Consider the following 1,328-nt stretch of genomic DNA (forward strand, 5'->3'; position numbering starts at 1 on the left):
GTGCCGGAGTCCGTGATGACGATCTTCTTGGAGGTGGCGCCGGAGCGGCTGCCGAGCGCCTCGACGGCCTTCACCACGTCCATGCCCTCGACGACCTCGCCGAAGACGACGTGCTTGCCGTCCAGCCAGTCGGTGACGATCGTGGTGATGAAGAACTGCGACCCGTTGGTGTTCGGACCGGCGTTGGCCATGCTGAGCAGCCCGGGCTTGGTGTGCTTGAGGGTGAAGTTCTCGTCCGGGAACTTCTCGCCGTAGATGCTCTTGCCGCCGGTGCCGTTCTGGTTCGTGAAGTCGCCGCCCTGAAGCATGAAGTCCGGGATGACACGGTGGAACGGGGAGCCCTTGTAGCCGAAGCCGTTCTCACCGGTGGCGAGCTCACGGAAGTTGCGGGCCGTCTTCGGGACGACGTCGTCGAACAGCTTGAACTCGATACGGCCGAGCGGCTCGTCGTTCGCGGAAACCTCAAAGTAGACGTTCTGGCCCATGGCTCTGCTCCTCGTTGGATATCGACAGGTCGCGTCCGAGAATACGAGACACCCTGGAACCGCCGTGACACCGGATGACACTCCGGGCACGGGGTGGTGTTGCTCACTGGGGCGAGCTGATGGGGCAAGCGCGCCCTCGGGAGGGTGAAGCGGTTGTAGCGTAACCGGGTGACGGCGAGTGACAGGTATCGTGAACTGGGCGAGGCGGCCTGGTCGTGGGTGCTCGGCCAGGTGGGCGAGGACGAGGGCCCGTGGCTGCCGGAGACAGTGCCGGACGACGGTCGGGAACAGGCACCGGCGAAGGACCGCGACACCCTCTACGCGGGGATCGCGGGCCTGGCCCCGGTGCTCGCGGAAATCGCGCAGTACCGGGATCTGAGCGAGAGTGAGCAGAGCCTGGCGACGGGAATCGTGACCAGGCTGTCGGCGCAGGCGAAGGGCAGAACCGAGCCCTCGCTGTACGACGGCCTCGCGGGCGACGCCATGGCGCTGAGACTGCTCGCCCCCGGCCAGGAGTCGAGCGCGCTGCGCCGGCTGGCGGACCTGGCGACTCCCGAGGGCTGGAGGACGACGGTCGACTTCGAACCGGGTTCCGACGCACCGCTGAACGACATCATCATGGGCACCGCCGGAGTGGTGATGACGGCCGTCTGGGCGGGCGGCGAGTTCACGCGGCCGATCGCCGCGGCGGGCGGTGAGGCCCTGCTGCGCGTGGCGGACCGTACCGAGGCGGGGCTGGACTGGGGCATCGGGGCGACCACCGAGTGGCCGGCGCGCCACTTATCGCACCGCGCCCCCGGGGTGGGCGCGGGGCGGGGGGGGGCGGGGGGGGGGCAGGGCCCG

2 protein-coding genes are annotated in these 1,328 nt (G+C 69.1%); one reads left to right on the plus strand and one right to left on the minus strand.

From position 1 onward, the window contains the following. Positions 1-485, minus strand: a 485-nt coding sequence (locus tag ACFW2E_RS47050; RefSeq protein ID WP_384478354.1) for a peptidylprolyl isomerase, incomplete at its 3' end; no start/stop codon positions are given. Between the two features lie 168 nt (positions 486-653). Between ACFW2E_RS47050 and ACFW2E_RS47055 the strand changes: the two genes are divergently transcribed. Further along, positions 654-1,328: lanthionine synthetase LanC family protein (locus ACFW2E_RS47055; RefSeq protein WP_384478357.1), on the plus strand; the 675-nt coding region annotated here is incomplete at its 3' end.

Source organism: Streptomyces sp. NPDC058964, from assembly GCF_042741275.1.
Lineage (GTDB): Bacteria > Actinomycetota > Actinomycetes > Streptomycetales > Streptomycetaceae > Streptomyces.